The following is a 25,880-nucleotide window of genomic DNA, read 5'->3' as shown; positions in this document are numbered from 1 at the left end:
CGAGAGTGTCGAGTCGGCCTGGCTTTCGATACGGCTTTTTTCAATAAAGTGCTTGCCAATAAAGCTCATGCGGTGAGGGCAAACGTTATTAATTGCCTACTTGGGGTTGCCTAACGCAGCCGACTGACAGGCTATCACGTCATAGGTATACGCATTATCCTCGTCTGCATTTTGGCTAATTTGCAAAATTTCATAATCGTTTAGCTCGACCACTTTTGTGCCGTCTTTATGCTCACATCTTGAGTGAGTATCAGCCTCAAATTCAAAGATAAAACTAGCAAGCAAACGCTCTTGAGCTTTTCTTAGTCTTTTGCTTTGATTGTTCGCATCAGTCACAAGGGTTTTAAATTCAGCTTCTAAAGGATCGTCTGTGTCGTTTAGCTCTTTAATAAGCGCGGATACACCGTTTGCCTCCCTAGCCGCTTCCGTTTCGTCAATGTTGATATCGTTAATCTCTTCTTTGCTGGCATCGCTACTGGCGTCTTTATTCGCATTGCTACTGGCAACGTCATTCGTGTTGTCACTAACTACTTGGTTAGGATTATCCGCGGACTGCACAACATCAGCGCTTTGTGACTCTTCAACGTCTATTCCAGAAACTAAGCCCAGTTGCGCTGCCACCGTAATTACTTTTAACAGCAGTGCAAATGTCCAAACATAGCGAATGAGGGCTGTGGTGAAGACAAACCGATATTCTGGCGCATGCCACAGGCTGTGCACGCCTATGGGCTTTAAAATGAGTAACACCAGCAAATATATGGGCACAAGTACCGTACTGAGCAAAAGTGCGAGTAACGTGGTGATAAAAAACCAACTCGGTAACGTTAGGATGAGAGCAAAATTATGACTATAAGGCAGCGCGCTTGACGATACGCCAGTAACATCGTTAACCATGCCACCGGCCGATGCAATGGCGAAGTTGGCTATAACGGCATAGATAAATAAAATAAGCGCTTTGCCCGGCAGGCTATCCCACACTCTCATAAAACGAGGCCATATCTCTTTCACCAAAGCTGAAAGTACAAGGCCAAACATAACCAGCTCATACAGCGTGTTTTCTATACCGTGATACAGCCAAGCAACCATCATTACTGAAGCAATAAAGTAGCATCGTTGCGCGAAGGTTAGCGTACGCCAACAGCGAATAAACTGAACACTCTGCTGAGTAAAAAATCGATAGCTACGCTTTCGACCTGTGGTGAGAAAATGTTGGATTGCTTCTCGTTTTTGCATCACGTATATCGCTAATTATTGCTTTTAAAATGGAGATTGAATTAAAGACACATAAACTACATGCTATTTTGTAGACACTAAATATCAATGCTTTATATTATTGATATTACACATAACGGATGTCGTTAGCGACTAGTATGGAAAAACCAGAGCAATTAGCAATAGTATGTGATCAATGCCACACTAGTGTAAGCATACCTACTCTCGCCCATTGTCAAAGAGCGACATGCCCTCGATGTGGCCATACGCTGATTTTTTTCAAAAACAATGCCACTGAAAAGCTTCACGCTTATTCGCTTAGTGCTTTCGTGTTTCTATTGCTATCGCTGCCGTTTAATTTTCTTACCTTCAAAGCCAGCGGGCAGAAGCACAGTATCGATTTACCGAGCGGGATTACGGTGCTCATTGAAAACGACTATCTTTCGTTGGCGATCATCACAGGGCTGGCGACCGTTTTACTGCCGGGCCTTGTACTTATTGGCTTGGCCTTCCTTTCTTTTGCACAACTCAAACAACAGCGGCCGTTTTATCTGTACCGTCTATTCTCTTTAGTGAAAGCCCTTCTTCCCTGGAGCATGGCCGAAATTTTTTTAATCGGTACGCTTGTCAGTCTAATTAAAATAAACGAACTAGCCGATGTGACTATTGGAATATCCTTTTTTGCTTTTGTTGGTTTTAGTGCGTTTACCACACTGGCTATTATGCAATTTGACCCAACGCGTTACGAAATGTGGCTGAAACAAGGAAAACCACCAACACCTAAACCGTTAACCGCAGCCCAAGCAGACGCCAGTATCCAGCGCACGTGGGCATTACTTATTACATCGTGCATTTTGTATATCCCTGCCAATTTACTGCCAATTATGTATACTGAACTCTTTGGGCAAGAAACGCCGAATACCATCATTGGTGGCGTAATTTCGTTATGGGAATCGGGCTCTTACCCTGTCGCTATTATCATTTTAATCGCCAGCGTGATTGTGCCGGTGGCAAAAATTTTAATATTAGCATGGCTGAATTATTCGGTTCAGCGACAGCGAACCAATTCGCAACAGTTACGCACACGATACTACCGACTGACCGAGGCCATTGGGCGGTGGTCAATGATTGACGTTTTTGTAGTGGCGGTATTGGTTTCTCTTATACAAATGGGGAACACCCTATCCATTTATCCTGGCCAAGCGGCTCTCGCATTTTGTGCGGTAGTGTTTATTACAATGATAGCTGCAATGACATTTGACTCACGGCTAATATGGCAGCAGTGGAAGCAATTACCATGACCACAAACGATCCAAACATAAACGAGGCGAGGATTAAACCAACCACATCTGTATCTAAAATATGGATAATTCCTATTATAGTGGCACTCATTGGTGGATGGATGGTGTATTACCAATGGACGAATCAAGGTCCGCTTATTACCATTGAACTGCATTCGGCAGCAGGTATAGAGGTCAACAAAACCCCAATTAAAGTGCGGGATCTGGACATTGGTCAGGTTAAGAAAATTTCGCTAAAGCCCAACCTCGACGGTGTTCTGGTTACCGCTAGAATAGACGCCAGCGCTTCTCACCTGCTTAATGAAAATGCAAAATTTTGGGTGGTTGCCCCCCGCATTAGCTTTTCCGAGGTATCGGGCTTAAACACGTTAATTTCTGGAAGCTACATTGCCATGTCGGCACTTGACAATGGTAAAGAGCAGTTACACTTTAACGCCCTTTCTCGACCTCCGGTTACACCACCTGGCACACCAGGACTGCATGTCATGTTGCGGAGTAACGATGAATTTGCCTATAAACCTGGCGACCCTATCATCTACAAGGGGTTTAAAGTTGGCGAGTTTGAAGACGCGACCTTTAATATTGAAGAGCGCGTGGTGTATTACGATGCGTTTATCGAAGCGCCTTATCATAAACTTATCACAGTAAACACACGCTTTTGGGATGTGAGTGGCGTAAAACTGCAGCTTGAGTCAAGTGGCGTCAGTGTTGAAACCGGCAGTTTAGAGACCCTTCTCGCTAACGGTATAACGTTTGGCATCCCCGATGGCGTTCCAAAAGGTGAACGTGTGGTAGAAAATGCTTTTTTCACCATTTACAAAGACAACACAGCCGCGTCTGATGCGCGCTATAAAGTCGCCGCTGAATACTTGTTATTAATCGATGAAAGTGTAAGAGGCCTCACGGTAGGAGCTCCAGTTGAATATCGCGGCATTGAAATTGGCAATGTCATAGGAATTAACTCGCTATCCGCGATAGAAGGCAACATATTAGAACAAGACTACCCCATACCTGTGCTCATCAACATTTATCCAGGCAAAGCCCGCCAGCCAGATACCGAAGAAGGGCTAAATGCTATTAAACAGACTTTACGGAACTGGCTAGAGCGAGACTTGCGGGCCACCTTGAGAATGGGTAACGTACTTACCGGTGGATTATATGTCGACTTACAGCATGTTCCTGATGCCGCTGATGGCGGCCAAGTTTCTGTGGTAAATGGTTATGAAGTCATTCCAACAGTGAGCAACGAGTTTACGCAGCTAACACAAAAAGCAGACGCCATTCTCGATAAAATAAATCAGCTCCCGTTAAAAGAAATGGTAACCAATGTACAGTTAGCAGTTGAAGACATGAAGCTGGCAGCTGAGTCGGTGGAAACCGCAAGCACTGACTTCGACCTTCTGATTGAAGATATAGACGCCAAAGCCCTAAATGGTAATTTAAATCAAGTACTGGTAAGTTTAGACAGTCTGCTTAAGAACTACAGTGATGGCGGTTTCAATCAGTCGGAAATAAAAGAGACAGTAGATACGCTGCAAGATACATTAAGAAGTATTCAACCGTTGCTGTTAAAGTTGAATCAGTCACCTAACAGTCTAATTTTTTCAAGAGATGGTAATGACGATATTCAGCCTAAAGCAGAAGAGAAATAACGATAAAATTGGTTTACAGTGGGGTAAAATATCAAGATAACGTGGCTTGATGTTTATGAGCAATAAGCGAATCGCATCGCATCTAACAAACAATGATTAAAAGACGACGCTTAGCGATAATAATTGGCGGAAAGTAACGCTTATAAGTTCAGATACAGCGTATGTTTGAAGTTTTCGTTTACTGAGACTATTGGATATAGCGAAATTGACGTATTTTGATAGTTAGGGAACGTGCGTAAAGGGACAAAATTAATGACTTTTAAGACTGGGCTTTTTTCAAAAAACCAATACAGTATCTTTAATTTAATAATTGTATCGGTACTATTTGTATTGTCAGGCTGCACGAGTACTCAACCGCCCCTTTCCTACTATTTGCTTCATTCTGCAGTGCCCTCTAAGCAATCCGAAGTTACATCACTGCAATCGGCGAGTTCATTAGATGACAGTACTCCGCTTCTATTGAAGAGCGTTACCCTGCCCGATTATCTCAAGCATCGTGGGTTGGTGTATCAGGTAAGTGATACCAACCTTCATATTTCAACAACCCACCTTTGGGCAGAACCCTTTGAAGAGGGGCTACGCAAGACCCTTCAAGATCAGCTTGCCAATCATGGTATTGTTATGTTGACAACTACAGATTATCAACATAACAATATTGTTGAGTTAAGCCTTCATATTTCTGATTTCGTCAGCACCTTTAATGGCAACGTTGTACTTCAAGGTCATTTTGTTGTCTCTGCTGAGCTAGCAGAAAACAATCGCCATCCATTTTTTATTGAGACACGATTAAAAGAAGATGGGTTTTCTGCCAGTATTGTCGCTATGCGACAAGCGCTGGCGGAGTTGTCGACTCAAGTTACCGAAAGTATTAAAGCGCAAAACGCCCAATGATTAGTCTTTTGAAAAGGTACATTACAAGTGGCGTAAAACATCATTATAAAGATGAGACTAATCGCAGGATCATGGTAGTGAATCTGTTTTCTGCTGTTGGTGTAACCATTACCTTCTTTTTAGGAATGAGAGCACTCCTTGAGCAAGAAATTCCGCTTGCCACTATTCTGCTAACAGCAAGCATTGTTTTCGCCCTCTCACAGCGCATTCAGATTCAGTTTGGAACACGGCGCTCCCGCACAGTGTCTATTACCCTGTTGATATCGTGCTTAATGATATTGGTATTTCTTTTACTCGTTACCGGCGGAAAAGACAACACTGGGCCATTATGGATCTACTTGGTCCCGCCGGTGACCATGTTTTTCGCGGGTTTCACACGGGGCCTTCTTGCCCTTCTTTTTTTCATCATTGCCTGCACCCTGCTGTTCTTTGTTTTTGATGAATCTTTACTTATTGCGTCTTACTCCTACGCGTTTAAATCTCGCTTACTCTACTCGTTTTTAACGGTGACTTTTCTTTCTGCTTTTTATGAATACAGCAGACAGAAAAGCTACGATATTGCCCTAGACTTGTCGGAACAGTTTGAACAACAGGCTAATCATGACCACTTAACCAAGCTTGTTAACAGGCGCGGGGCGCAAACAGCGCTGGAACGTGAATATGCTAGAGTACAGCGAAGTAATAGTAAGTTTTCAATCGCTATCGCAGACATAGACAGATTCAAAAGTATTAATGATACCTATGGCCACGAGGTAGGTGACGACGTACTTCGCAAAGTGTCGCAAATCTTTAGCGCAAGATTAAGAAAGCAAGATACCGTGGCTCGCTGGGGTGGTGAAGAATTCATGTTCATTTTCCCAGAAACAACAGCTGCTGAAACAACACAGGTGTTAGAGGAACTAAGAGAAATATTAAGTTTTTCTTCTATTGCCATTAAAGACAACGAAATTCATATCACAAGCAGCTTTGGAATTTGTGAGTTAACCTCTCAGTTATCTCTTGCCGATGGTATACGCCATGCAGACATGTCGCTCTATCGTGCAAAAGAATCAGGGCGCAATAAAGTAGTGGTGTTTTCTGACAGTTAAAATAATTACTTACATTTGTGATGTTTAATCAAATTTCAGTGACTATTACGATTCACCCTAGCCAGCTTTCTCCGCTTAACTCCCCCTTTGTGTATAAGGTCATGTTTCGTTACAAATATAATGGAGCATGTATCTGTATAAACGCTAAAATAGACTCCTAAGGCAATTAACTAAATAGACTAAACGATGAAATTGATGAAGATTGTATTACCCATAGGCATTCTTATCCTCGGGTACGCAGGTATGAAAGGTATTGAAGTATCAGCTGCCGATAATACGGCAGCCGAAAAAATTGATACGCGACCTACCGTCACAATCGATTCCTTGGTTCCTGAGGACGTAAGAATACAGCTCACCTCTTACGGAGAGGTTGCCCCCTTAGAAACGACTAATCTTTCAGCGCAAGTATCTGGCGAAGTTCAAACATGGAACCCTAAGCTTGTCAGCGGTGGTTTAGTGCGCCGTGGAGAGACATTATTTACCATTGAGCCCGACGCCTATGAGGCTGCTCTGCTGCTTGCACAAGCTAACGTGGCGAGCGCCGAAGCTCAGCTGATACAAGAAAAGGCCCAGGCCGATGTTGCCGCAAAAGAAGCGAAGACCATGCCTAATGCTAAGGTCTCCGACTTATACCTTCGAAAACCGCAGGTAATGAGCGCAGAGGCTGGGCTCAAATCTGCTCAAGCTCAGCTAAAACTTGCTAAGCGTGACCTAGAGAATTGCAAAGTAAAAGCGCCATACGACGCCCTTATTGTGTCACGCAATATTAGTACAGGCGATTATGTTACTCAGGGCTCCACTGTGGCAGTACTGAATAATATTGAATTTGCAGAAGTGACCTTTCCCGTCGCGGGATTCGATAGCAAGTTCTTAGACGCCAATTCACTTGGCAGAGAAGTCGTCATATCTGACAACAACGCTCAAGGTATTTCACTTAAAGGCGTTATCCACCGTGATACAGGCGTAGTAGATAATAACACCCGTATGTCTTATTTTGTTGCTCGTATTAGTGACCCCTACGCCATTAATTCTAACGGCCCAACGATAAAGTTTGGTTCCTACGCGTCAGTAACGTTTGAGGGCAAAGTACTAAAAGATGTATTTCGCATTCCTCAAGAGCTCGTTACTAACAGAAAGTTATGGACACTAGATGAAAACAATAACTTGCATTCAAATAAGGTCAACGTAGTTCGTGAAGATAGTGGGGACTTTTTGATCAAAGGCGACTTTGACCCGAAAAGAGTGGTAATGAATTTGCCCGAGTATCCGCAAAACGGCATGGCTGTGAAAGTTATTGAAAACCTTTCCGACTCAGTGACAGCGAAAGCGAACTAATTTAGGAACCGCCATGGATACCCATAACGACACTCAGCACGGCCTTATCGCCTGGTTTGCACGCAATTCAGTGGCTGCAAACTTATTAATGGTTTTTATCATTATTATGGGCATTGCCAGTTTTTTAACCATCCAACGTCAAATGTTTCCCAACATTGAAATTAACTACATCACCATTAATGCAAATTACCCTGGCGCTTCCCCTCAAGAAATAGAAGAGAGTATCTTTATAAAAATTGAGGAAGCCATTAAAGATATCACAGAGATAAAACGTACTGTATCTCGCGCGTTTAGAGGTAGTGGCACCGTTAGCCTTGAGATTGAAACAAAAGCGGAGCTGACTGACGTTCTTGATAAGGTAAAACTGCGAGTAGACGGCATTGCTACCTTTCCAGCAGGTATGGAGCCGGTCAACGTTTCGCAAGTAGAGTTTCAACAAGACGTCATTGAAATGCCCTTAGTCGGCAACCTTCCCCTTGCTGAACTCAAGAAAATTGCGAAAGAAGTGGAAGATGAGCTCTTGCAGCTAGGCAATGTATCTCTTGTGCAAATGTCGGCCCCTGATGACGAGATTGCCATAGAAATAAAGCCGGATACGCTGAGAAAGTACAACCTGTCAATTGCTGATATCACCCGTGCAATCAATAGCTACTCAGCAAACATGTCAGCGGGACAAATTCGCACCAATGCAGGCCTTGTATCGGTGCGTGTTGAAAACCAGTTTTACAGCGGTGAAGAGTTTGCAGGAATTCCAGTTAAAATAGGCGCGGGTGGCGCTAAAGTGACCCTTGGCGATGTAGCCTATATTAACGACGGTTTCGTAGAGGGCGAAAGGTACTTTAAATACAACGGTATGAATGCTATCTCAATGGCGGTTAAGGCCACAAAAACACAAGATACCATTCCCGTTGCCGAAACCGTAAAAGCCTACATAGAACAAAAAAATCAGTCATTCACCGAAGACGTTCGCATCGAGATATTGGTGGATTTGACCTACTATCTCAACGCCCGACTTGACATGATGTTATCAAACCTAATTCAAGGCTCAATACTCGTTGCCTTTATGCTTACCCTATTTTTGCGATTTAGATTGGCGATTTGGGTAATGATTGGTCTACCTGTGTGCTTTCTAGGGGCGGTAATGCTAATGCCATTATTTGGGATAAGTATTAACATTCTCTCTTTATTCGCGTTTATTATGGTGCTTGGCATAGTGGTGGATGATGCTATCGTCATAGGGGAAAGCGCCTATACCGAAATTGAAAGCCAAGGCGGCGGCGTGGATAACGTTATTCGCGGGGCCAAGCGTGTGGCAACACCTGCCACATTTGGCGTACTTACCACTATCGCTGTTTTTGCGCCTTTCACATTAAGTAGCGGGCCTGAAGGGGCATTTTTTTATAATATCGCTGTAGTGGTTATTCTGTGTTTAGCATTTAGCCTTGTGGAATCAAAGCTGATATTGCCTGCTCACTTAGCGCATACTAATTTCTCACCAATTAAACCAGATAGCTGGCGCGCTACGTTTAACAAGCGCTTCCAAGACTTTATCAACGGACCATACAAACGCACTGTTGAAGCAGCGATTAACGCGCGCTGGGTGGTGTTTATGATGTTTGTTGCCCTGCTTATGATCAGCTGGGGGCTGATAAACGCCAATTATGTGCGCATGGTACCTAACCCCAAAGTCCCCCATGATTTTCCTAGTGTCAGAATAGAAATGAACGAAAATGTCTCTGACCTTGCCACAATCAATGCATTAAAGGTTGTCGAAAACACCATTCTTCGTGTTGAAGAAGAGCTAGTAGAAGAATTTGGCACCGGAATGATTCGCGACAGACTGGCATTTAATAACTCCCGCAATGAAGGGCGAATTCTCACTCCATTAGTGAATGAAGACGAACGACCAATCGACACGTTTGAGCTGGCTAGACGGTGGAGAGAGGCTATACCTGAAATTAGCGGCATGAAGTCATTCACGGTTATCGACGATGTTAACGGGGGTGATGGTGATGACGGCGAATTCGGTTATCTTCTTTTTGGCCCCGATATTGATACGTTAAACGCCGCAGGTTTGAAGTTTATTGAAATGCTTCAGCAGCAGGACGGGCTTTTTGATGTCAGTTCTACTATCGATCCGCCCAGTAAAGAAGTGCAGATGTCATTACTGCCTGTGGCTTATGACTTGGGTCTTACCCTGTCAAATATTGCATCACAAGTTGGGGCAGGGTTTTACGGAGACGAAGCACAGCGAGTGATCCGCAACGGTGAAGAGGTGCGCGTGATGGTGCGCTATCCTGAACTAACTCGCGAACGATTTGCCGATTTAAAATACTCCCTCATTACGACTCCCACAGGCGAAGAAGTCATGCTTGGTGACGTTGTGGTTTTAGAGGAAAAACCAGGTATAAGCTACATACGCCGAGAAGGTGGATACAGAAGCGTGTATGTATGGGGCAATATTGACGAGGAAACCGTTGAGCCAAATGAAATCGTAGAAGTGATTAAAGAAACCCTATTACCCCAGCTTCAAGAAGAGTTTCCTTCAGTAATGACCGAGCTTGGTGGTGACATTGAAGAGCAGCAGGCCCAGCAAAATGAGCAGGTCTTGTTTTTTATAGCCGCGATGGTGATGGTTTACATACTCCTTGCGGTGCCTTTGAAAAGCTACGGGCAGCCGCTTATTATAATGTCAGTTATTCCATTTAGTCTTACTGGAGCTATCTGGGGGCATTTTCTTCTTGGTTTAGACCTTTCTATGATGTCCACTTTTGGCTTAATTGCCGCCGCGGGTGTTGTTATTAACGACTCCCTGGTAATGACTGACTTTGTTAACCAGCGACGCAGCCAAGGTTACAGTGTTAAGCAAGCGGTAGTTGAAGCAGGCACGGCGCGATTTAGGGCTATTACGTTGACCTCGATAACCACGTTTGTAGGCGTTTTACCCATAATGTTTGAAACCAGCCTGCAGGCGGCTTTCGTAGTGCCAATGGCAGCCGCACTGGGGTTTGCAGTTCTCTATGCCACCCTAGTTACGCTGATTTTAGTACCGTGCCTCTACTTGATATTGCTTGATTTAAGGCTGCCCTTCTCGTGGATAAAGAGAAAGATATTTAAACGCAGAGGCCTGCATTCAAATATCGATATAGACAGCAGCGAGCCTGCTATTGATAGCAATGGTAATATTGATTAGCCTAAGGCCTCGTTGAAACGCTAAGGCGCATGGCTGTTTTTTTTAAAGATTCATAGTAAAGCTCTGTAGCGACTAAAAAATGCCAGCCCTAGATACATGTCAGCCCTGAAGCATGGCTGACATTTTTATAGAGTAAATAAGGAATAATCATGAGTAACGCGCTTAACATTCGCCAGGCTACGCCAGAAGATATCCATCAAATTCGCCAGTTTATTCTAGAACTAGCTATCTATGAAAAAGCTGAACACGAAGTTGAGGCCTCAGAAGCTGACTTACACCACACCCTATTTGGCGATAAAGCCACAGCGCATTGCGTTATTTGTGAAAATAATGGTGCCCCCATTGGTTTCGCTGTGTACTTCTTTAACTACTCCACGTGGCAAGGCAAAAACGGGCTTTATTTAGAAGACCTTTATGTCTCACCACAATCTCGTGGATTAGGTGCTGGTAAAGCCCTACTTCAGCACCTTGCCAATATTGCAGTAACATCAAATTGTGGTCGCTTTGAATGGAGCGTACTTGACTGGAACACACCGGCTATCGATTTCTATGAATCACTGGGTGCGAAGGCGAAAAGTGAGTGGTTAGGCTATAGAATGGATGGCGAAACCTTAGTGAATTTTGCTCAAAATGGTCAATAAGGTTGTATCGAAGTCCATGCAGTGTTGAACGCAGCGATAGTAGTCGCATCTATAGGGTGTGCAGCGGCAGCGATTTATGGACTACTTTATATACAACTGAATCGTGCCTGAAGAGCCTAGTTTGCGTATCTACACAGCACTAGTGCTGCAATATTCTGAGTAATTCGCCGCTTGTCGTCTCCACTTAATGTATCTTCTATCTTAAACAGCTGCGGCCAAAAACACTGTCCTTTTATTAAGCTGTCGATTTCATTAACCACTTGCTCTAGGTCGTCAAACACCAATCGCCCATCGGACTTTCCCGCTTTAAGCCAGCGATGTAAGGACGACTCTTGCGCTTTAAGTTGCGTAACTTCGTCTTTCAACTTTTCTGGCTCGTAAAAAAAATGCCCTATGGCAACGCGGGCTAACTCTAAGTGACCTTCGCTACACATAAACGAAACTTCTTGAAACACAAGCTCTTCCAACTGCGTGTTAAGGGGTAAACTACACTGATATTCAACACCAATATTCACCAAAGCGCTCTTCCATTGCTCTTTGATTAAATGCATCACCAACTCTTCTTTTTTTGAAAAGTGGTTATATACCGTACGCTTCGACACCTGCGCTAGCTCGGCTAATTTATCCATACTGGTGCCGTTAACCCCAAACTCTTGAAACGCTTGAGTAGCGGCTTGAATAATTGCTTCGCGTTTTTTATCGCTTCGCTTACGTGTAATGTCCGTCATTTAATAGTGTCTTAATGAATATTGACGCCCATTTTACACTGAACAGTTTACTTTTCAATGTGACCGAACTAAAATGCACTCATCAGTTTACTTTATGAAGAAATCTTTGTTGTCGTATTCTGTTTCTTCTAGTCCCATTTACTTACTTGATATGGATTACAAAACACTATGTCCATGATGCGAATCTCTCGTACTGCTTTTGTCACCGTCCTCGCCTTTTTCACAGTTGCTGCGTGCACGTCGGAAAAAAGTGAAACATCAGAACCTGACTCACCACGTTATGTGAAGCTTGCCGATGTAAGTAATATCCCTAATTTTGATGAGTTTACCTTTCCGGCTGTGGTATCTGCCGTAAAAACGGTAGATTTGAGTTTTGAGGTTTCAGGGCGCCTAATTCAAACCGATCTAGTCACCGGCAACGATATTGAAAAAGGCAAACTGCTAGCGACCATAGACAGAAAACCGTTCGAACGTCGCATGGAAGAATCCAAAACGCGCTTAGAGCAATCTGAGCGTGAGCTTAATCGCATAGAAAAGATGTTTGCACAAAAACTTGTGGCGCAAAGCACATTAGATTCAGCAAAAACATCGTATGAGCTAGCAGTGCTAGACCTAAAAAATGCTGAGCAAGATTTAAGCTACACACAGCTTTACGCCCCCTTTGATGCCAAACTGTCTCAGCGATTGGTAGAGAATAATAGCTTTGTTGCTGCAGGTACGCCTATTGCTCGCCTTCAAGACGTGTCAAAAATATACTTTAATATTAATGTTCCTGAGCGTTTGCTTACCGCAAATTTAGGCCGTGGTATTAAGCAAGCTAGCGCCACACTTGCCACCAATAGAAGCCAGTGGTATCCGGTCAGCTATGTAGAGCACTCTACTCAACCGGACCCTGTGTCGCAGACTTATGAAGTGGTTTTTGCCATGGAGCCTCGCGATGAATTACCCCTTACGCCAGGTGCACGGGCTATTGTTAAGGTAAGCCTACAAGGTTCGATGTACCCAGAGGGCTTGGTAGTTCCGGTTAAGTCTTTGGTTGGCGATGAAAACAACGGGTTTGCAGTATGGATTTTTGATAAAACCACCAGCCGCGTTAGCAAGCAAGCGGTGAACGTAAAGCATATTGAGAATGAGCTTGCCATCATTGAAGGCGAAATTAGCCTAGGTCAGCGTGTTGTATCTGCTGGTGCAACGAAAATGACCGCTGATATGAAAGTACTTCCCTATAAAGGAGAGAAGTAATTCATGGATATAGCACGCTTTTCAATTGATAAGCCAGTTAATGTCTGGCTAATGGTGGTGATACTGCTTTTAGGCGGCATTTTGGCAATGACCAAAATAGGACGCTTAGAAGACCCTGCATTCACCATTAAACAGGTAAAAGTGTATACCGCTTATCCTGGTGCTAGTGCACAAAAAGTAGAACGAGAAGTGACCGAGCGATTAGAAATCGCTATTCAGCAAATGCCTCAGTTGAAGAAAGTAAACTCGGTGTCATCGCCAGGACTATCTGAAATAACCGTTGAAGTTAAAAGTACTTACGACAGTGATGTGCTTCCGCAAATATGGGATGAGCTAAGAAAGCGCATCCGGGATACAGCAAGCTCACTTCCCACTGGCACTCAAGATCCCGTTGTATTTGATGACTTTGGCGATGTGTACGGTTTGTATTACGCCCTGAGTGCACCTGACTTCGACACCCGAGAGCTTCGCGAGTTTGCACGTATTATTCGTCGTGATTTACTCACCACAGACGGCGTAGCCAAAGTGAATGTTACCGGTGTACAAAACGAACAGATTGTTGCCTACATAGACCCCTATCAGCTTGCGGGTTTAGGTATTTCCTTTCCAGACTTAGCCTCACTGTTTCAAGACAATCTGCGCCCGTTTAACGGTGGCCGCGTAAAAGTAGACGAGAAAAATGTACGCATTATTGTTGAGCGTGCTCCCGATAAACTAGAAGAAATATCTAACTTATCTGTGGTAATTCCAGGTACTAATCGCTCGTTACGTGTGGCAGACATTGCAACGCTTAAGCTTGAACCTGCGGATATTCAGTCGGTTTTGGTGCGTTACAATGGCGCCGAGGCATTAACGCTGAGCGTGTCAGCATTAGCAGACGTCAACATTGTAGATGTGGGCGAGCGTGTTAATGCCAAAGTCGACGAGCTATTAAAGCAACTACCAGTGGGCATTACCCTTACCCCTATTTACGACCAAGCCTCGGTGGTTGATGATTCGGTAGATGGCTTTATCACCAATCTTGTCATGTCGGTCGCGGTTGTAACTCTTACCTTGTGCCTGTTCATGGGCTGGCGCTCAGGCGTTGTGGTAGGCACCGTTTTACTTGTTACCGTGTTAGGTACAATCCTTATTATGTGGCTAATGGGTATTCAGCTTCAGCGTATATCGTTGGGCGCAATGGTTATTGCCATGGGTATGTTAGTTGATAACGCCATTGTGGTAGCAGAAGGCATGATGCTGAGAATGGCCACGGGCACAACGGCAAAAAGTGCAGCAAGCTTTATTGTGAAACGAACTCAATGGCCATTACTAGGCGCCACAGTAATAGGTATCGCCGCATTCTCAGGCATTGGTTTATCGAACGATGCCACCGGCGAATTTCTTTACTCCCTTTTTGCAGTGGTACTTGTGTCGCTGTTGATTAGTTGGGTGTTGGCCGTAACGCTTGTGCCGGTGCTCGGCGCTTATTTTTATAGAAAAGGCATGTCCCAAGGTGAAAACGACAAGCCATCTGCCATGCTTAGTGCCTTTAAGGGCGCGCTAATAAAAGCGCTTAAATTTCGCTGGATAACCATAGCAGCCCTTGTGGTTATTACCGTTGTGGCTTACGGCAGCTTTGGTATGGTGAAACAAGGGTTTTTCCCACCGTCGAATGCGCCGCTGTTTTTTGTTCATTATTGGGGGCCGCAAGACCGCGACATTCGCGCTACTGAAGAGATAGCTCAGCAAGCTGAAAAGCGCATTCTTGGTATGGAAAACGTGACGGCAGTGACTACTTTCATTGGCCAAGGCGCAGATCGCTTTACTTTGACCTATGCACCTAAAAGCGCTAATGAAAACTATGCATTTTTCATGGTACGGGCAGAAAACCTTGAGGACATACCCGCTATCCAATCGGCTCTTGCCGATAAACTAACCAACTTAGACTTTGATGCAAACTTTTATATGGAGCGCATGCAGTTTGGGCCTGGGTCTGGCGCAAAATTAGAGGCTCGCTTTTCAGGTCCTGATGCAGAAGTGTTAAGAGAGTTGGCAGAGCAAGCAAAAGCGCTGTTCTTCGACGATGAGCAAATTATTGATGTGCGCCATAACTGGCGTGAGAAAGGCTTTGCCATCAATACTCAGTACGACAATTACAACGCAGGTATTGCTGGCGTATCTCATTCAGACTTCAGTCAAACAGTACAATACGCCAGCAGCGGCGTGAAACTTGGCACCGTGCAAGACGGAGACTATGCGTACAGCATTATGGCCAAAATGGGTAAGGCAGAGGATACAGAACTGCAGTCTATTCGCGAGTCACAGGTATGGTCGTCACAGCAGCGCCAGTATGTGCCATTTACACAGGTGTCAAAAGGCCTCGAACTCATTACCGAAGAAATGCGAATTCACCGCCGAGATCGCCTCCGCACGATAACCGTTGAAGGAGAACCAGGCCCGAACGAAACCGCTGCAAAAGCATTTGAGAGAATACGCCCAGTAGTGGAGTCTATTGAATTACCTCCAGGCTACCATCTTGAATGGGGTGGTGAATTTGAAAGTTCTGGCGATGCACAAAAAGCGCTCGGCGCAGGTTTACCTGCTGGCTTCTTAGTGATGTTTATCATATCAGTGCTTCTATTCGGTCATGCTAGACAGCCGCTTATTATATGGCTGGTAGTGCCAATGGCCGTCGTAGGTGTGGTTTCTGGCTTGCTAGCAACCGACATGCCCTTTGGCTTTATGTCATTGCTTGGCTTTTTAAGCTTGTTTGGCATGCTAATTAAAAATGCCATTGTATTGATTGAAGAGATTGACCTTCAAATTGAGGAAGGGCTAGCCATTAGAAAAGCCATTGTAGAAGCCACATTAAGTCGTGTGAGGCCAGTGGCGTTAGCTGCTGTGACCACTATATTAGGTATGGCGCCGCTGTTGTTCGACCCATTCTTTGCGGATATGGCGGTGACCATTATGGGTGGACTGTCTTTTGCTACCGTGCTAACGCTTATCGCTGTACCTGTGCTTTACAGCCTGTTATTTAAGGTGAGCTACCGTAAATCTTAAGGGTTAAATAACAGCTAAGAACAAAAGCGATAAATAGACAAAAGCGGCCAAAGTCCCAATGAGTGGACTGGCCGCTTTTTTGTTTTTTGGTTGTTTAAAAACGTACTATCTTTCGTCTATCGCAGCGTTAACGCTTCGACTCAACACGCTGCTGCATAAAGCGCATCACATCGCGCCACGACACCATGCCTACCGGCTGGGATTTTTCATCGATAATGGGAATACAGGATATTTTGTTGTTATTGAATAGCTCAATAGCGGTAACAATTGATGACTCTGGAGACAGTGTAATAACCTCTCGGGTCATTATCTGGTGTGCTCTTTTGTCCAGCGTTGCTCTATCGGCCATTCGCTCACTAATAGTATCAACAAAGGGACTAACGGCTTTCAACAAGTCTCTGTCTGAAATAATACCCTTCAGCTTGTTGTCATGAACGACCACCAAATGATGAAAGCCTGTTGCAGTAAACAGCTCGCGCAAAGACTGTAAGCTGTCATCCATATAAACGCTCACCACACGTTTAGACATTATATTTGCAACACCCATACTAAAAGCTCTCGTTTGTTCTATTGAAATTATTGATACGCTAAGATTTGAGCATAAAAAGTGTATCCGATAAATGCAATGGTTATTGCAGGCAACAGCCATTTACACAACGCTAAACCTACCCAAATCATAAAGTAATAAATCGAAAGGATTATGTATAAAAACCCGCTAGTAAGCGCCCGCAATAACCCTTAAACTGCGCACACAAAAATAAAAAACGACAGGTAAATCGCGGTGTGCAGTGCACGCTGCAATAAAGGGTTTCATGCATAATTTCTCGATACATGAACGCCAGTACTTATCATTTTAGCAACAAGGGTTCTCAATTCAATGGCACAACAAAAAGTAGGTTTAGTGGGCTGGCGCGGTATGGTTGGCTCAGTATTAATGCAGCGCATGCAGGAAGAAAACGATTTTGCGCATATTGAACCCACCTTTTTTACCACCTCACAAAAAGGCACGCCTGCCCCAGTTTTTGGTAGCGACTCCGCTGATGAAGGCACTCAGCACGGAAATGGTGTTTTAGAAGATGCCTTCGATTTAGATGCGCTTTGTCAACAAGATATTATTATTACGTGCCAGGGCGGTGATTACACTAAAGCCGTTTACGAAGACTTGCGCGCAACGGGATGGAATGGCTATTGGATAGATGCAGCGTCTGCACTACGAATGAATGATGATGCTATAATCGTGCTTGATCCCGTTAATAACAGTGAAATTACTTCTGGTATCGACGCTGGAATTCGCACGTTCGTGGGGGGCAACTGCACCGTCTCATTGATGCTATTAGCACTTGGCGGACTGTTCGAAAAAGACTTGGTTGAATGGGCATCGCCAATGACCTACCAAGCGGCATCGGGTTCTGGCGCTAAACATATGCGAGAGCTTATCTCACAAATGGGCGCTATTTTTGATAACGTAAAAGCCAGCGTTGAAGACCCGGCAACCGCCATTCTTGATATCGACCAGCAAGTGGCAGAGTTTATTCGCAGCGACGATTACCCTAGCGAACAATTTGGCGTGCCGCTAGCGGGCAGTCTCATCCCCTATATCGACTCTCAGTTACCGTCTGGACAAAGTCGCGAAGAATGGAAGGCGCAGGCTGAGGCAAATAAAATATTAGGCATTAGTAACACGGAGCAAAAGGAAATACCTATTGACGGTATTTGCGTACGTGTTGGTGCAATGCGCTGCCACAGTCAGGCCATTACCATTAAGCTTAAAAAAGACCTTCCTATAGAGGAAATAGAAGCCATTTTGGCATCACACAATGAGTGGGTAAAAGTGGTGCCTAATGATAGAGACGCTACTATGCAGGAACTTACCCCTGCCAAAGTAACGGGTACATTAACCATACCTGTTGGTCGAATTCGTAAACTAACGATGGGGCCAGAATATATTTCCGCTTTCACCGTAGGCGACCAGCTTTTGTGGGGTGCCGCAGAGCCACTTCGCAGAATGCTGCGCATAGTTCTGGAAAAATAAAACTGGAATAATAGTCTTAAAAAAATAGCACTGAAAAACAATTCATTGTGCCCTATAGATCAAAAAGGGCGATAATTATGCCAGTCGGAAAAATGATTGGCATTTTTCTTTTCAATGTCGCTTTGGCCTCTTCTTGTCCTCTTTGTCGAGAAAAAGGCCTTCCTATTTACTACACTATACGCTGCCACGCGCTCCCCCTTGCACCCCGTAAGTGCCCAGTGCGTGCCGCGCAACTGCCCAATGAACGCCCCCTTAGGTACTCAATATACGATAATTCGGTGAAAAATTACGACAAAACGGCCTACTTTGAAAACAAAACATACCTATATTATTAGTAGGGACCAAAGCCTGCCCTTTTGAGCCGGAGTTCTACTTTTGAATTTTTTATTACTGCTTCTCACGTTTTCATTATTTGTACCCGAAAACGGTACCGATGGCGCGTTAGGCAATGATGTTTCACAAGTAAATTATAGCGAAACTGTTTCACCTTATTCGTCCGCAGAACAAGCAGGCGACTATGATGATATCGACGATACCTCGTTATTAAATTATACGTATATCGTCGACATTCAACAAAATAACGCTAGTGCTTTTGCTTGTGTTTACACCGATATTGCAAGCTGTCCGGCACACCTTATTCGAGCCCCGCCCCAACGCAGTTAAACAAAACCGTTTGTCTCTTTTTAAAATTTGTTTACTACTTTAAGGGGAAGGTAATGCATACCTTACAACTTCATAAAACTGATGCAGCAGACCGTCTTGCATGGCCTATAATCGAAACCAATGTGACTTTAACCTCATCTGCAATGTCGGTATTTACCGACTTCAAGCAATATATGCCGCTGGTAATTGATGAAAATGCTCTGGCCACGAGAGTTGAAAATATAATGCGACAATCACACGTTCGTATGATGTTAGTGGTTAATGCGAGCAACGCGTTTTCTGGCATTATTACGTCTGAAGACGTTAGTGAACAGCACATTGTAAAGCAAATTGCTGAGTTACAATTACCGAGAGATAGCCTAGTAGTGCGTGATTTTATGCAAGATAAAACATCGCTGTTGTCATTTGATCATACTGAACTAGCAAAATCGTCGGTGGGTGACGTTATCGAAACGCTGAAAGATTACGGCCAACATCATTGCCTAGTCCTCGACAGAGGAACTCACGAAGTTCGAGGGGTAATCAGTGTGAGCGATATTGCCCGTAAACTAAAGGCTCCTCTTGATGTGCAAGACAAGCCAACCTTCTCACAGCTCATTCGCGCCCTAGCGGCCTAATAACTAGGCAAAACAGCGCATACAATCACTTTATGACTGTTGCGCTGTTTGTCGTTTCTAATGCGGCCTTCGAGCAGGCATTAATTCCGCTGCTGATAAATGGGGTGAGCCTGTAGCGCTTTGCTCAGCATGCTTTACCAAGGCTGTAATGTGGCTATTAACAGGTGTTTGTATATTCACCTGTTTTCCTAACCGCACAATTTCCCCATTCAGAAAGTCGATTTCAGTTGGCCTGTTGAGCTGCAGGTCTTCATACATCGAAGAGCGTGCTTGAGGATCTATTTTTAGCGTAGAGGCAGCAACCAACTTAAAGAGTCCATTGGGAAGCGACAAAATATAAGGCATAAGAGTCGGGATAACCTTACCCAATCGCGCAGGCGTAATTCCTTTGGCCTTGAGAACGACCAATGCTTCTTTTTGTATCGCCGCGACTACGTTTCGATAGTCTCTATTGCCTAACTGTTGCTGAAGTGGAATACCAGAGAGTGCATTAACCGCATTATTGAGGTTGATAATTAATTTACCATACTGGACGCTGGTCAAATCGTCATATACATCAACGGGCAATGTTGCATTGTGCAGTTGCGTGACTAATGCCTGGCAAATACTTCCTGCATCTTCTATTGCTAAATGTCCTTGAGTACCGCAGTGAAAGTGCCCTTCACCCTGGTAAAAAATATTAAAGGGCACCATTCCTTTCAGTACCGTTTGATGCAGTGATGCTTGCAGCAATTCGCCGTTGCCGACTCCGTTTTGAAAACTGACCACCACAGCATCAGCAGAGGCATATTGTTTTATCAATACCGCCGCACTCTCTGTGTCTAAGCTTTTAACGCACAGCAATATGAAGTCTGCTTCAGCAAGTACGTTGTTATCCGTTGTGAAATGAATATCACTCGCGCTTACAGTACTATTTCTCTGTTCCCAATCGGTTAAGCGCAACCCGTGCTGCGCAATATTTTGCTGTAAGCGGGCTCTTCCCACTAGACTTACGTTAGCTCCAGCGGCGATTAGGCAGCCGCCAATGTAGCACCCTACGCTGCCTGCGCCGAGTATGACTATTTTTATTGTTGTGTTTTTTGTCATTGGTTTTATCATCCGCAATAGCATTAATAAGATACTGATACATAGTCAGCGTTCTTTACTGCGCTAGTTCAATTAATTGTTCAACGCAGCTGTTTTTTTTCGACAACGTAATATTGACCCACTTATTATGTCAAGACACAGCACTTTTTTATTGCCTTACGTTTAGATGAATAAAACGCCAACACATGCCAAGTTAAGTTGCTCATGATTACGCTAACCAGCGCTGATTCAAGGGCACACTCAGATTGGTTCTATGAAGTCAGCATGGGATTACTAGACAAAGACGTTTTAGCAGCATCTGAGCCAGTTCATTTTACAGGCAAATTAACCCCTTCTGTTTCATTGGGAATAGGTCATACGTCACAGCTTGCACCTAACTGGAAGTGGGATAATGTGATTAGCCTTTCACACGCTCAGACTTCACATGTTGCCAGCATATTGGAAAATGGTGAATTAACTGGCGGGCAACTAGATAACACCGGAATATGGTTAGACTCTAGGATTGTTTACACAGGCTTATTCGAAAGAGTTTCACCTTTTGTTAGTGTAGGAGTAGGTAAAATTTACGGACAATATAACGATACGACGCTCTCGCGCTCCGGCTGGGAAACCGCAACCCGAGCATTTATCGGTGCAGAGTATCAACTAACAGATGATACCAGTATCTCGCTTGCATTGGGCCATGCTGAAACGGGTGATTTATAAAATATGTATGTAAATTACGGTAATGTAAGATGATGTCAACCAAAATCAGATGTGCAATAAGACTTGTGTCATTTCAAAATAGATGTACGTGTGGTCAGACTTATCTATAGTACAATATCGACTAAGTAAAACGATGCAATAGAGGCGCCGATGAAAGATAAACAAGTAAGTAAAACTAAACAACCCATTCAAACGGTAGGCGACCTTGCAACACACCTTGATTACTCGTTTCTCAATAGCCTTGTTATGGATCCAGACGCGCGAGAAGACGGCAGTGAGCACAACCCTAGGCAAGTATTCTCTGGGCACTATGTTCCGGTAACGCCCACCCCAATAGCCAACCCAAAGTATGTCGCTCATAGCCACACTTTCTTTGAAGAATTAGGGTTTGATAATAGCCTGGCGCGCACCTCTGAATTTATGCGCTTGTTTTCTGGTGATATGTCTTCCCTCCCCTCTGAGATGAAGCCCTACGGATGGGCTACCGGCTATGCGCTGTCAATCTATGGCACTGAATATATTCAGCAATGTCCATTTTCAACAGGCAATGGGTATGGCGATGGACGAGCCCTATCTATATTGGAAACCGTGACCAACGGAAAGCGCTATGAAATGCAGTTAAAAGGCGCAGGCAGAACACCTTACTGTCGAGGCGCAGACGGCAGAGCGGTACTGCGCTCGAGTGTGAGAGAGTTTTTAGTACAAGAGCATATGCACGCCCTAGGCGTTCCTACGTCTCGTTCCCTCAGCTTATTTATGTCTCAGTCGGAAACGGTGGACAGGCCTTGGTATTTGGAGGGGTCGAACTCCCAAGACCCCGAAGTAATGGTGCCAAATCTCGTGGCCATATCAACCCGCGTTGCCCCCTCATTTATACGAGTAGGTCAATTAGAACTTTTCGGAAGACGGGCGAGAAGCAATCAACACCCTTCGGCGTTGCAAGAGTTGAAACTGCTGGTTGAACACTTAATTGAGCGTGAGTATAAGAGTGATATTGATACGAACCAGCCATTTGAAGCTCAGCTAGTCGCCCTTGCTACTGCGTTTCAAGACAGGCTTACATCGCTTGTGGCGCACTGGGTTCGAGTGGGCTATTGCCAAGGTAATTTCAACAGCGACAATTGCGCCGCGGGAGGCTACACACTGGACTACGGGCCGTTTGGGTTTTGTGAGCTGTTCGACCCAGCTTACCAACCATGGACAGGTGGAGGTCGCCACTTCTCGTTTCTTAATCAACCCGTAGCAGCAGAAAAGAACTTCGGCATGTTTTGTCGTGCTATCGAGCCATTGCTTACCGATACGCCACAGGAACTAGAGGCACTACGCAATATAAACGAAAATTTCGCCTTGGTTATGCAACAAAAAATGAACACCATGTGGGCAGCAAAATTAGGGCTTGCGGCTTATGATAATGAACTACTGCTTCAACTTTTACACTTAATGATGCGCACGGGTGCAGACTATAACCACTTTTTCAGAGAGCTATCTCACTTTCCTAGTGATGTTGAAGCGCTGACGACGAGTTTTTACGCACCGCTAAAAGAAGATATGGTTGCTCAGTGGAATGAGTGGCTTCAAAATTGGCGAGCCCAGCTTAAAAAGTCGGGCGAAGAGACAGGTCATGTTGACGAATGCACGAGAGCAATGAAGCTTACCAACCCAAAATTTACGTGGCGTGAATGGTACGTGGTGCCAGCGTATAAAGAGGCAGAAGGGGGGAATTTCGACCGCATTCACGCTTTGCAAAACATGCTCACTAAGCCATATGAAGAACAGTCAGAAAAAGCACAAAGCCAGTATTACCGGTTGCGCCCAAGAGAGTTTTTTGGCGCTGGCGGCATTTCTCATTACAGCTGTTCTTCGTAGAAGAATAGCTGTTTGGGTAAAATAGACCACAGGCACTCCAATCACTTAGTTCAAAGCTTTAGTTCAACGTCTTATTTTGAGGTCTTATTTTAAGAGCCTGGCTCGGCAGGCTATATGGCAATGTATCTTATATCACAGCATATACAACAGCATAGCCAGCAGCATCTCCAATCTGCATCGACAGTCTTTATAGTCGAACTACATAAACAGTTGGGAAGGCCAATTTGAGGGCTTCTTCACTGGCTGTCCTTGCAGCGCTTCCTTGTCGGATTCTTTAGCAATATACTTTACGCATCAAGAGTATGAACTACTATGTAAGTGAGGAAAACTCATTGAATGTCTGCACGTTGACGCCGTCGCACTGTTAAATTACACCGCTATACACATCATCAGTCATCATTAATGATTGTGTGTAGTACGAATGTAGGGAGAGTGTAGTGCTTGAAATAATATTCAACGGTCGCTTTATGCCACACGGACACTGTCTGTTGTGGCGTTGGGATTTGCTGTTTTTACATGTGACGGGAGATGCGCTCACTGCAACATCCTACGCATTGATCCCCATTGCGCTAATACATATCGTTCGTAAACGAGATGATTTAAAGTTTGATCGCCTTTTTTTACTCTTTGCTGGCTTTATCAGCTTTTGTGGCCTCACGCATTTGTTAGGGCTGATAAACATCTGGCACGGGTATTATTTTATCGAAGGCCTAGCAAAGCTCACTACAGGGTTAATTTCAGCGGTGACCGCGTTGGCACTCTGGAAGCTCACACCTACCATTGTTGCGCTTCCCAGCAGCTCTTTACTGGCGCAGCGCAATAAAGAGCTGCTGAACGCGCAAGAAGAGCTAAAAGAGATTAATCTTACGCTAGAGGCGAAAATAGAAGCGCGCACTCGAGAGCTTCATATTCAGGCCAATACCGATCCCTTAACTTCTATTCTCAATAGACGGGCTATATTGCAACATTTGGAGAATGAAATTAGCCAGTGTGAACGTCATAATCAATTGTGTTCGGTACTTATGCTAGACGTAGATTATTTTAAAAAAATTAACGACACCTACGGACATCAGTTTGGTGATGATGTGCTAGTGATGATAGCCGATACCATTACACAAACATGCAGGCAAACTGATTATGTTGGGCGCTACGGCGGCGAGGAGTTTCTCATTGTTTTAGCGCAAACTGATGGGCAACAAGCCACAGAATTAGCCGAGCGCATAAGAGAAAACGTTTCTGCATTGTCATCGTTCTCGCCACTTTTATTACAAAGCGAATGTGCCATAAGCTGCAGCATAGGCATTGCAACACTCACCGAAGATCACAATATTCACGCATTCATTAAACGTGCAGATGAAGCCGTGTATAACGCAAAACATGGGGGGAGAAACCGTGTGGCAACCTCAAAATAACAAAACGCTGTCATCGCAGACAGCGTAATGAATAATTCGGTTATTTTGCTTCCACAAAACGCTCTTCTAAGTAACCAATAATTGCTTTAGAGTCGTACAGCCATTCAACGCCCTTTTCATTTTCGATGCGAAGGCAGGGCGTTTGAATCTTTCCGCCGCCCTGTAGCAACTCTTCTCTATAGGGCGAACCCTCTGATACATTTCGCTTTTGTATAGGTAGATTATATTTGTACATCGCTCGGCGCGTTTTGATACAGAAAGGGCAACCAAAAAATTGGTACAACGCTAATTTCTGACTTTCTTCAGCCACCTGTACTTGTTTTTCTGGCGAACGCTTTAGTTTAGTGCCGCGGGTAATGACATCGACAAACGCAATAATGGCCCCGAGTAAATTGCGAATAAGGTTAATAAAAAGTTTCATTTTACAGCTCTACTAATAAATAATGAAAAGACTATGAAATTGTACTACTTAGCGCCGCCTGTTGATAATTAAGATCAGGAAATTTATGAGTGTTCGCAATGCGAGAGTTCGTATTCTTAAAAAGATTGTTGATTTTTTATATCGACACGCCGACCTTGATGGATACAAGGCAAAACGCCCTCACCTCATTCATAGCCCTTTGATGAGCAAATAGCAAAAGTAGGGAAAACGTGTGCCAAGGTGTAACATAAGTAAAACGTGATATTTATACAAAAAGAGAAATGATGAAAAAGCAGTATTTATTACTTTGTTCGTTAGCACTTGTAGGCTGCTCTGTTACACCGCCAGAACTAGGCGTAAGCGGTGAATCCCTTAAAGACTGCCCTGTTACTCCTAACTGCATTAGCAGTATGGATAATGGCTCTGGCGATATGGCACCCATTCTATTTGACGGTTCTATGGCAACCGCAAAAGAAAAGTTGCTTAGCATTATACGTTTACTACCTCGAACCACTGTTGTTAAGGAACGTGATAATTACGTAAGAGTAGCGTTCAGGTCGCAATTATTTGGCTTTGTTGATGATGTTGAGTTTTTACTATCACAAGCACAGAGTAATAAAACGAAAATTGACTTTAGGTCGGCATCACGGCTTGGGTTGTCGGATCTTGGTGTCAATAAAGCGCGAATGGAAAAGGTGACTGCATTGTTTGCCAAGTAATACCCTTCCCAGGTTTTAGGATAAGCCAATA

At 44.3% G+C, this 25,880-nt stretch carries 22 protein-coding genes; 17 read left to right on the top strand and 5 right to left on the bottom strand.

Annotated features, from left to right (window positions below):
• Window positions 1–96 precede the first annotated feature (96 nt).
• Window positions 97–1,233: a hypothetical protein gene (locus tag ACOJR9_RS06580; RefSeq protein WP_420935520.1), complete on the bottom strand. Its 1,137-nt coding sequence runs from the start codon at window positions 1,231–1,233 to the stop codon at window positions 97–99.
• 308 nt (window positions 1,234–1,541) lie between these two features.
• On the opposite strand from ACOJR9_RS06580, the gene ACOJR9_RS06575 reads away from it, so the two are divergent.
• The 7 genes from ACOJR9_RS06575 to ACOJR9_RS06545 all read left to right on the top strand — a co-directional run bounded on the left by ACOJR9_RS06575 (window position 1,542) and on the right by ACOJR9_RS06545 (window position 11,313).
• Window positions 1,542–2,513: a paraquat-inducible protein A gene (locus tag ACOJR9_RS06575; RefSeq protein ID WP_420935519.1), complete on the top strand. Its 972-nt coding sequence runs from the start codon at window positions 1,542–1,544 to the stop codon at window positions 2,511–2,513.
• Entirely contained in the window at window positions 2,510–4,165 is a 1,656-nt protein-coding gene (gene pqiB, locus ACOJR9_RS06570; RefSeq protein WP_420935518.1) for an intermembrane transport protein PqiB, read from the top strand. The genes ACOJR9_RS06575 and pqiB overlap by 4 nt, the downstream gene beginning before the upstream one ends.
• Before the next feature lie 252 nt (window positions 4,166–4,417).
• Window positions 4,418–5,056: a PqiC family protein gene (locus tag ACOJR9_RS06565; protein WP_420935517.1), complete on the top strand. Its 639-nt coding sequence runs from the start codon at window positions 4,418–4,420 to the stop codon at window positions 5,054–5,056.
• 71 nt (window positions 5,057–5,127) lie between these two features.
• On the top strand, window positions 5,128–6,144 hold the full coding sequence (locus ACOJR9_RS06560; RefSeq protein ID WP_420936076.1) for a GGDEF domain-containing protein: 1,017 nt from the start codon (window positions 5,128–5,130) through the stop codon (window positions 6,142–6,144).
• 186 nt (window positions 6,145–6,330) lie between these two features.
• Window positions 6,331–7,479 (top strand): efflux RND transporter periplasmic adaptor subunit, encoded by a 1,149-nt coding sequence (locus ACOJR9_RS06555; protein WP_420935516.1) that lies wholly within the window; start codon window positions 6,331–6,333, stop codon window positions 7,477–7,479.
• A 13-nt stretch (window positions 7,480–7,492) separates the two neighbouring features.
• Window positions 7,493–10,672 carry an efflux RND transporter permease subunit gene (locus ACOJR9_RS06550; RefSeq protein WP_420935515.1) on the top strand — a complete coding sequence of 1,060 codons (3,180 nt, stop codon included), beginning with the start codon at window positions 7,493–7,495 and terminating at the stop codon, window positions 10,670–10,672.
• Window positions 10,673–10,821: 149 nt separating this feature from the next.
• Window positions 10,822–11,313 (top strand): GNAT family N-acetyltransferase, encoded by a 492-nt coding sequence (locus ACOJR9_RS06545; RefSeq protein ID WP_420935514.1) that lies wholly within the window; start codon window positions 10,822–10,824, stop codon window positions 11,311–11,313.
• Between the two features lie 116 nt (window positions 11,314–11,429).
• Here the strand turns inward: ACOJR9_RS06545 and ACOJR9_RS06540 are convergent, their stop codons facing one another.
• A complete protein-coding gene (locus ACOJR9_RS06540; RefSeq protein ID WP_420935513.1) occupies window positions 11,430–12,041 on the bottom strand; it encodes a TetR/AcrR family transcriptional regulator in 612 nt (203 codons plus the stop codon).
• Between the two features lie 168 nt (window positions 12,042–12,209).
• Between ACOJR9_RS06540 and ACOJR9_RS06535 the strand changes: the two genes are divergently transcribed.
• Complete coding sequence (locus tag ACOJR9_RS06535; protein ID WP_420935512.1) at window positions 12,210–13,283, top strand: efflux RND transporter periplasmic adaptor subunit; 1,074 nt, start codon at window positions 12,210–12,212, stop codon at window positions 13,281–13,283.
• 3 nt (window positions 13,284–13,286) lie between these two features.
• A complete protein-coding gene (locus ACOJR9_RS06530) occupies window positions 13,287–16,328 on the top strand; it encodes an efflux RND transporter permease subunit (RefSeq protein WP_420935511.1) in 3,042 nt (1,013 codons plus the stop codon).
• 127 nt (window positions 16,329–16,455) lie between these two features.
• Here the strand turns inward: ACOJR9_RS06530 and ACOJR9_RS06525 are convergent, their stop codons facing one another.
• Window positions 16,456–16,875: a CBS domain-containing protein gene (locus tag ACOJR9_RS06525; protein ID WP_420935510.1), complete on the bottom strand. Its 420-nt coding sequence runs from the start codon at window positions 16,873–16,875 to the stop codon at window positions 16,456–16,458.
• A gap of 330 nt (window positions 16,876–17,205) precedes the next feature.
• Between ACOJR9_RS06525 and asd the strand changes: the two genes are divergently transcribed.
• The 3 genes from asd (at window position 17,206) to ACOJR9_RS06510 (ending at window position 19,640) form a co-directional block, all read left to right on the top strand.
• Window positions 17,206–18,360 carry an aspartate-semialdehyde dehydrogenase gene (gene asd / locus ACOJR9_RS06520; protein WP_420935509.1) on the top strand — a complete coding sequence of 385 codons (1,155 nt, stop codon included), beginning with the start codon at window positions 17,206–17,208 and terminating at the stop codon, window positions 18,358–18,360.
• A gap of 375 nt (window positions 18,361–18,735) precedes the next feature.
• A complete protein-coding gene (locus ACOJR9_RS06515) occupies window positions 18,736–19,023 on the top strand; it encodes a hypothetical protein (RefSeq protein WP_420935508.1) in 288 nt (95 codons plus the stop codon).
• Between the two features lie 53 nt (window positions 19,024–19,076).
• Window positions 19,077–19,640 carry a CBS domain-containing protein gene (locus ACOJR9_RS06510; RefSeq protein ID WP_420935507.1) on the top strand — a complete coding sequence of 188 codons (564 nt, stop codon included), beginning with the start codon at window positions 19,077–19,079 and terminating at the stop codon, window positions 19,638–19,640.
• Window positions 19,641–19,697: 57 nt separating this feature from the next.
• Here the strand turns inward: ACOJR9_RS06510 and ACOJR9_RS06505 are convergent, their stop codons facing one another.
• A complete protein-coding gene (locus tag ACOJR9_RS06505; RefSeq protein WP_420935506.1) occupies window positions 19,698–20,726 on the bottom strand; it encodes a 2-dehydropantoate 2-reductase in 1,029 nt (342 codons plus the stop codon).
• A 204-nt stretch (window positions 20,727–20,930) separates the two neighbouring features.
• Here ACOJR9_RS06505 and ACOJR9_RS06500 point away from each other — a divergent pair, with 204 nt between their 5' ends.
• The 3 genes from ACOJR9_RS06500 to ACOJR9_RS06490 all read left to right on the top strand — a co-directional run bounded on the left by ACOJR9_RS06500 (window position 20,931) and on the right by ACOJR9_RS06490 (window position 24,709).
• A complete protein-coding gene (locus ACOJR9_RS06500; protein WP_420935505.1) occupies window positions 20,931–21,431 on the top strand; it encodes a hypothetical protein in 501 nt (166 codons plus the stop codon).
• 150 nt (window positions 21,432–21,581) lie between these two features.
• Window positions 21,582–23,297, top strand: a complete 1,716-nt coding sequence (locus tag ACOJR9_RS06495) for a protein adenylyltransferase SelO (protein ID WP_420935504.1) — start codon at window positions 21,582–21,584, stop codon at window positions 23,295–23,297.
• Between the two features lie 437 nt (window positions 23,298–23,734).
• The gene (locus tag ACOJR9_RS06490) at window positions 23,735–24,709 is read left to right on the top strand and encodes a GGDEF domain-containing protein (RefSeq protein ID WP_420935503.1); all 975 of its coding nucleotides are present in this window, start codon (window positions 23,735–23,737) and stop codon (window positions 24,707–24,709) included.
• 40 nt (window positions 24,710–24,749) lie between these two features.
• Here the strand turns inward: ACOJR9_RS06490 and ACOJR9_RS06485 are convergent, their stop codons facing one another.
• Window positions 24,750–25,130, bottom strand: a complete 381-nt coding sequence (locus ACOJR9_RS06485; RefSeq protein ID WP_420935502.1) for a glutathione S-transferase N-terminal domain-containing protein — start codon at window positions 25,128–25,130, stop codon at window positions 24,750–24,752.
• A gap of 85 nt (window positions 25,131–25,215) precedes the next feature.
• Between ACOJR9_RS06485 and ACOJR9_RS06480 the strand changes: the two genes are divergently transcribed.
• A complete protein-coding gene (locus ACOJR9_RS06480; protein WP_420935501.1) occupies window positions 25,216–25,344 on the top strand; it encodes a hypothetical protein in 129 nt (42 codons plus the stop codon).
• Window positions 25,345–25,411: 67 nt separating this feature from the next.
• Window positions 25,412–25,849 (top strand): DUF1499 domain-containing protein, encoded by a 438-nt coding sequence (locus tag ACOJR9_RS06475; RefSeq protein ID WP_420935500.1) that lies wholly within the window; start codon window positions 25,412–25,414, stop codon window positions 25,847–25,849.
• The last annotated feature ends 31 nt before the right edge of the window (window positions 25,850–25,880 follow it).

Origin of the sequence: Alteromonas ulvae (assembly GCF_048987005.1) — a bacterium.
Taxonomy (GTDB): domain Bacteria; phylum Pseudomonadota; class Gammaproteobacteria; order Enterobacterales; family Alteromonadaceae; genus Alteromonas.
Note: the sequence above shows the minus strand (reverse complement) of the source record. Positions and strands in the feature narration are given on the sequence as shown.